We start from the raw sequence: 6,871 nt of genomic DNA on the forward strand, positions 1-6,871 counted from the left end.
GCCTGACGGCGCGCCCCCAATCCACAAGCCATTCAATCAAGAAGGAGCCAGATCATGGCCCAGCCCATTCTCAAAACCATCCCTCTGTCCGAGCTTCGGATTTCAAAACTCAACATGCGCCATAGCCGCAAGAAGCCGGACGTGTCCGACATATTGCCATCCATCCGCGAGAGCGGCATTCGCCAGACTTTGCTGGTCCGCAAGGAAGGCGATCACTATGGCGTCGTCGCCGGACGGCGGCGCTATTCCGCTCTGAAAGAGATCGAGAAAGAGACGGGCAAAAGAGTTCACGTGTTGCTGATTGTCGTTTACGATGGTGGCTGCGATTAGATTAGGGCGAGAAATGAGCGGGCGAGAAAAGGAAGTCGCTCTAATTCGAAGGGCCAACAAAGCGGCGGCTGTGGGACGCCTCATGCTTGGAGAATTATTGGACTGGGCCGATTACATTTCCGTAGTTGCGGAAGACCTTGATTCTTTACCAAGGCGGCACCTCAAGTCAGGAAAAATAGACGTCCGAAATCGATTAGGACCTGAAATTGAGAATTTCTGTAGAAACAACTTTCTTCGCTATGATGATCGAGTGCTCGAGCGTTTGTATGATGATGTGCTCAACACGCTAGGTTTAGAATTGCCGCTTGCAGAGTTTCAAGAACGATACGCTGAATTCAAACCAAAAGTTCTTCGTGGACATCCACTGCATGCCACAGTGTGCATTTCGCTTTGGGGGCTTCAGTTCAAGTTCCCGGAGGATTTTTTCAGCAAGGACATTATTGAATCACTAAATGCGCTGTCTGAGTGTGATAAGCTCTTGAAGCCTTATCAAAGCTCAAATCATCGGCGCGCAACCCTAGAACGGGACCAAATCGCGCCAATCATCAGGAAAAGGGAGTATGTCGCCCGCGCTGGAATTCTTGCCTGCTTCAACCTCCTCGAGTCATTCTTGAATGGCCTAGCTTGGGAGTTTCAGCGGGCGGACCATCGGTATCAGTCGTTGTCGAATAACAAGCAAAAGCTCGTGCACGATGGCTCCTTCCGCGACAAGCTATTGCAGTATCCCGAGATTCTTACCGGCATTTCTTTGTGGACCGAGGATGATAAACTGGTCCGTGGCTATCTTGAGCGCGTTAAGCCCTTTCGCGATTCACTCGTCCATGCGTCCCCTTTTAGCCAGCCTGAACGGTACGGAGGGCTCGACAAGCTTCGGCATGTTTATCTTATCGACGGCGAAAAGACCCGAGATGCAGCAACCCTCACCGTGGCCATAATCGGCGAGATCTGGACGCACGTTCGTGGCGGCGCAGTTGACGAACCGATCTGGTTCCAAGAGCTCCGGTCAAAGACGCTGGAACGCGGCGCTTGAGATAAATTTTTGATGTTGCGCTGCGCCTGATGGTGGCCTGGTCTGCTTCCCGGAAAGTGGTCCAGTATTTGAGTTAGTCCCGGCTCCGATTATGGAGTTGAGATATGGGCAAGAGAGCCAAGCCTGAAGAGATTATTGCGAAGCTGCGGGAGGTGGAGGTTCGCCTTGCCCGCGGGGAGACGGCTGCAGCTGCTGCGCGTGCCGTTGGTGTGACCGAGCAAAGTTACTATCGATGGCGCAAGGAGTATGGCGGCCTTCAGGTCGACCAGGCGAAGCGCATGAAGGACCTTGAGAAGGAGAACCAGCGTCTGCGCCGGGCCGTCTCCGACCTCACGCTTGATAACCAGATCCTCAAGGAGGTTGCTCAGGGAAAGTTCTGAGCCCCTCCCGCAAGCGCGCTGCGGTCGATCATGTGGTGGAAGAGCTTGGCGTGACTGAGCGCCGGGCGTGCCGCGTGATCGGCCAGCATCGTTCGACCCAGCGTAAGCCGCACATCCGGCGAGACGATGAAGACGCCGTGACAACGGCGATCACTCGCCTTGCCGAGCGGTTTGGCCGGTACGGTTACCGGCGGATCACGGCTCTGCTCAGGGACGACGGCTGGCATGTGAACGAGAAGCGGGTTTACCGAATCTGGAGGCGAGAGGGGCTGAAAGTACCGATGAAACAACCAAAACGCGGCCGTCTCTGGCTGAATGACGGCTCTTGCGTGCGGCTGAGGCCGGCGCACAAAGGCCATGTCTGGTCCTATGACTTCGTGCAGGACCGCACCCACGATGGAAGGGTGTTGCTTATGCTGTGCGTGATCGACGAGTACACACGCGAGTGCCTCGCCATCAGGGTCGAGCGCAAGCTCTCCTCCAGGGATGTCCTTGACACGCTGGGCGAGCTGTTCGTTCGTCACGGGGCACCCGAGCACATACGATCCGACAACGTCCTACATTCGGATGCGCAGGCAAGTTCCGGGCGCAAAGCCTCGTCCCGTAGTTTCCAGATACGGGTATTGAAGTCAATTACCGGGTGGGCTTCCGCCGCAATGGAAGAGCTCGCAGCCATAGCAAACACAGGATCCATGCGCGTTGATTTCGCTGGTCCTTACCGTCCTTAACACGGGATGCCGATCCGAGCGGAAGACCCGAACATTATCTACGAGGTCGCTCGGAAGATCCGGCGCCTCAACGGCCCCATCAGAGAGAGGTTCTCCCGCCCGGCACCGGCCCTTCATAGAAAGGCCGGTAAGCTTTCCCGCTCTTGATGACGGCATGTGCTGTGCGCGCCATCTTTGCGGTAACCGCTGTGAGCGCCTTACGCTTGAGATCGGCATTGTCCGGATCTCTTGCGATGTAGCGCGTGTATTTGTCCCTGAAACTGTTCTCCCTCTGGCGGATGGCGACCAGGCCGGCCATCCAGAGCGCCCGGCGCAGCCTGGCATTGCCGTACTTCGAAAGCTTCGTCTGTCCCCGGAAAGTGCCTGATTGATGTGTTGAGAGATCCAGGCCGCAGAATTTGAGGAACTGGCGATGATGACCGAACCGTCGCAGGTCGCCGGCTTCAGCGAGAATGGTCAGGGCGATGATCGGGCCTATGCCTGGGATTTGCTTGAGTGCCTCGAAGTCGGGGGTTCCGCCCAGGAGGGCTTCAGCTTCCGCTTCAATTGCATTGCGCTGACGGTTCAGGCTGCGCGCCTCCGCCAGAACCATACGGAACATCGCGATGGCCCTGCTGTCGAGCGGAACTGGCAACCCGATTGATTCTTTTGCAGTTTCATAGATGTCCGCAATCAACCTGGCTTTTGAGGTCTTCTTGCCAATAATGTCCCAGACGGCCGCAGAGAAGGCTTCGGGTGACAAGGCCGAGATCGATGCGGGCGTCGGGAACATCTCGAGCAGAGCGAAGAACCAATCGCGCCTGGAGCTTCCCAGGAACTTCTCGATCTCGGGAAAATAGAGTGGCAGATAGTGCGTCAGGATCCGGTGAATGGTCTGCGTCCTTGCTCTCGATACGGCTTCATGCGTCTTCGAGAGCTCCTGGATATCTGCGAGGCCGGCGGCCAAGGGATCCTGGTAGACCTGGCTGAGACCTGTCGCCAGCATATGCAGGATAACCTGGGCATCCTTCGGATCATTCTTGTCCCATCCATTGTGGATCGCCTCGCGCTGGCGGGCGAGTGCCATGGAAGAGATCAGGCGTGTCTCGATGCCGGCGTCAACCAGTCTCCAGGCCAGTGCCCGATGATAATTACCGGTCGCTTCAAATCCTGTGACAACCGGTCGGTCGAAAGCCTTCAGCCGTTGAATAAAGCGGTCGTGCTCAGCGCGCTGGTTGAGCACAACAAGACGCCGCCGTCGGGGCGACCCGGGCACCTGTATCAGAACATCATTGCGCTTCTTGGAAATGTCGATTGCGACGAGCACAGCATCCTGTGCGATAGAATGAATCCTGGCCATGGCTGGTCTGCTCCTCTTCGGTGGTGGTTGGAATAACCACTGTAAGAGGTTCTGCGGCCCGGTCATGGCCACCTGCCTGCTTGCGGAATGCGCCGCAGGCGGCCATGACCTGCTCAAGTTCTGAATGTGCTACGGACCAGAGTTCATTGCTACAGCTCTGCGCGAATGGCTCGAACGCATCGGCGTGAAGACGCTTTACATCGAGCCTGGCAGCCCATGGGAAAACGGCTACTGCGAAAGCTTCAACAGCAAGCTGCGCGACGAGTTGCTGGCGAGGGAAATCTTCTTCGATCTGCGCGAAGCAAAGATCCTGATCGAAGCGTGGCGGCAGCACTACAACACCGCCCGGCCGCACTCATCTCTCGGCTACAAGCCACCCGCCCCAAAAGCCATCTTGCCCGCAGCGTTCATGCCGCCTTACTATGGGGAGGTGGCAGCATGAACGCTGCTACCTTGAAACCGCCGGGCTAACAAATCTGGTGGACCACTGCTGAGGGGCAGGCCACTTCCGTTGCTTTGGTCAGGGCGGCTAGGGCGTTTTCATGAGCTTCCTTCAACACAGGAAGATTCGGGCGCGTCAGATCGCCAATCGCCGAGGCCGCAGCGTTTGCGGCACCCTGGGCCTCGTTCAACTCAGTCTCGTACGTCCTGACAGATTCACTGTCTGAGTCGATCGTCGGTATGGCGGGTTTAAGAGACTGGTATACTTCCTCCGTGAGCTCTTGCTCAGACAGACGCGTGCGGAACGTCGCTTCAGCTTTTTCGAGGCGGACTTTGCAGGCTGCAACCGACTCTTCAGCACCCTTGCGCGTGGCATCGGCAGAGAGGACGGTCTCGCGGGCCACCTTGAGCACAGCTTCGGCCCTGTCTTTCGCATCGACTAGCGTGGTGAGTACACGCGTCGTCTCCTCCTTGGCAGACGCAAGTGCACCCTCTGTGCGGAGCGCTTCGGGGACCGCCTCGAGTTTTCCATCGCGGGCGGCTCTGGCTTCGGTCGCAACGTTCCGGCATTTATCCGCCTCACTGCGGAGGCGTTCGGTCTCGGTTTCTTGGGTTTCAATCTGCTTGTCGAGCGCTTCGATCGCCGCCTCGGCTTCATCGAGGTTGACGACAGGGCCCAGTGCTCCGAGGTCAGCGTCAGTCTGTCTGACGTTCTCGACAATTGCCGCGAGCGTATCTGTCGGCTGTTCCAGTGATGAAAGGGTTTCCTCACGGGCTTCCAACGTGGCTTTCAGCCCGGCTAGCTTTTCAATGGCCTCGCGGGCCGCGCGTGCAGCCTTTTCAAACCGGTCGCGGGCTTCGCGGAAGGCCAGATCGCGTCCCGCATTCTCGATATCGCCCGTGGCGGGTTTCGGATGGTCGATCGATCCGCACACAGGACAGGGCGCATCGTTTTCCAGCTTGGTTGCGAGATGCAGAGCTTGCGCGGCGGCCAGGGCTTGCTCCGCCGCTGCATAGGCGGCGCGCGCCTCGGTTTCATGTTCTAGCGCCTTGGCTGAGGCTGCGCTTTCTTTTTCAAACGCCGCTTTCGCCGACCGGGCCGCCGCTTCTGCTTTACCGTAGTCTTCGGCGGCTTTCTTCTGGGTCAGGAGATACGTTTGCGCTTTCATAAGCTCGCCGCGTGCGCTCTCAGCGCTCCGGGCTGACTTGAGTGCGGTGGCGCGCTCTGCGCGAGTACTGCGCAATTGGTCGAGCCGCTCTTTGCTTTTCTCGGAGGTTGCGTGGGCTATCCGCTGCTCTTCGAGCGCCGCCTCCACGGCTTCGGCGCTGGCTGACGCTGCCTCAAGAACCCCGGCAAATCGCTCAAGATCATCCTTGCGTCTGCGCGCGGTTTCCATCTCAGGCGCTCTGGCCTCTTCTCTTACCAGGGCCTCGGTGGCGTCTTTGACTTTTTGTTGGGCCTCGCTCTGCGCTTGTGTGGCTTCGGCGAGCTTAATTTCGGCGTCCTTTACGTCTTCCCGCGCGGTGACGACTTGCTCTTCCACATCTACAATCAGCCGGGCGCGCGCCGCCTGTTTCATCCGGTCGGCGATGGCGGCGAATTCCGCCTTACGACCCATCAGGATGGAGAGCTTCGCCTGCGCCTGTGCCGATGCCACGAACTTGGCCTCAACCGCTTCGGCAGACCGAAACGCGGTCTCCGCTGCCTGAGCCTTTTGCTTTGCTCCCGCTTCGACGACCGATCGCTCCTCAACCGCAGTTTGGGCTGCGTTTATGCCGTCGAGTAGGGCGTCCGTGCTTTCGAACCCTTCGGCATTGAGCCGCGCGGCGCAGACCGCCCGTTCTTCGCGCACCTGCCGTTCGGCTTCAGCGGCCTTGTCCTTCAGGTCAGCCATTAGGGCCTGATAGAGCGAGACGTCGAACAGGTCCCGCAGGATCGTCACGCGTTCATTGGTTTTGGCGGACAGGAACTTCTCGAACCGGCCTTGCGGCAGCAGCACGATTTGCCGGAACTGTTCAGCGCCGTAACCGAGAAGCTCCGAAACGGCAGCATCGACATCGCGGACCTTCTTTTCCGCAATGATTTTGCCGCGTTTGTTAGCTGTGATCTCATCGAGGGCGAGCCCGGTTGCGTCGAACAGATGGGCTTCATGCGCGCTCTTGGTTTCACCTTCGCCGCGCTGTTTCGGGCGCATCTGATCCGGCTGGCGAACCACCACGAAGCGCCGCTCGCCCACGTCGAAGACAAACTCGACTTCGGTCGCGACGTCAGCGGCGGCATGGTCTGAACGAAGGGAGGTGCGATCCTGTTCCGACTTCGACGCCTCGCCGAACAACGCGAAGGTCATTCCACTGAAGATTGTCGATTTGCCCGAACCGGTCTGGCCGTAGATGCCGAAAAGGCCCGCTTCCACGGCATTGCGGAAATCGATGACCTCCCTGTTCGCATAGGGACCGAAGGCCTGGAGTGTGAGTCGAACCGGTCTCATTCCGCATCCTCCCTCTGCCGCAAGCGCGTGAGGGAAGCTTCAACAACGTCCTGTTCGGCATCCGTGATGTTTTCGAGACCGACTTCGCCGAGGAAGTTTCTGACCACGTCCGCTGGCTCAGCAGCGGTGACAGC

At 58.4% G+C, this 6,871-nt stretch carries 4 protein-coding genes and 2 pseudogenes; 4 read left to right on the forward strand and 2 right to left on the reverse strand.

Going from position 1 to position 6,871, the window contains the following annotated elements; all coding sequences use genetic code 11:
- Nucleotides 1–54: 54 nt before the first annotated feature.
- The 3 genes and pseudogenes from VR74_RS05635 to VR74_RS20570 all read left to right on the forward strand — a co-directional run.
- Nucleotides 55–330, forward strand: coding sequence for a ParB N-terminal domain-containing protein (locus VR74_RS05635; protein ID WP_045695120.1), 276 nt, complete (start codon nucleotides 55–57; stop codon nucleotides 328–330).
- A 13-nt stretch (nucleotides 331–343) separates the two neighbouring features.
- On the forward strand, nucleotides 344–1,360 hold the full coding sequence (locus VR74_RS05640; RefSeq protein WP_299949690.1) for a hypothetical protein: 1,017 nt from the start codon (nucleotides 344–346) through the stop codon (nucleotides 1,358–1,360).
- Nucleotides 1,361–1,464: 104 nt separating this feature from the next.
- Nucleotides 1,465–2,294, forward strand: a pseudogene (locus tag VR74_RS20570) (IS3 family transposase); the annotation flags it as partial.
- 253 nt (nucleotides 2,295–2,547) lie between these two features.
- On the opposite strand, the gene VR74_RS05655 reads toward VR74_RS20570, so the two are convergent.
- Nucleotides 2,548–3,807 carry an IS110 family transposase gene (locus VR74_RS05655; protein WP_045695123.1) on the reverse strand — a complete coding sequence of 420 codons (1,260 nt, stop codon included), beginning with the start codon at nucleotides 3,805–3,807 and terminating at the stop codon, nucleotides 2,548–2,550.
- A gap of 133 nt (nucleotides 3,808–3,940) precedes the next feature.
- Between VR74_RS05655 and VR74_RS05660 the strand changes: the two are divergent.
- Nucleotides 3,941–4,249 (forward strand): annotated as a pseudogene (locus tag VR74_RS05660) (integrase core domain-containing protein); the annotation flags it as partial.
- A gap of 25 nt (nucleotides 4,250–4,274) precedes the next feature.
- Here VR74_RS05660 and VR74_RS05665 read toward each other — a convergent pair.
- On the reverse strand, nucleotides 4,275–6,737 hold the full coding sequence (locus VR74_RS05665) for an AAA family ATPase (protein ID WP_045695124.1): 2,463 nt from the start codon (nucleotides 6,735–6,737) through the stop codon (nucleotides 4,275–4,277).
- Between the last annotated feature and the right edge of the window lie 134 nt (nucleotides 6,738–6,871).

The sequence above is a fragment of the Hyphomonas sp. BRH_c22 genome (assembly GCF_000961795.1).
Taxonomy (GTDB): domain Bacteria; phylum Pseudomonadota; class Alphaproteobacteria; order Caulobacterales; family Hyphomonadaceae; genus Hyphomonas.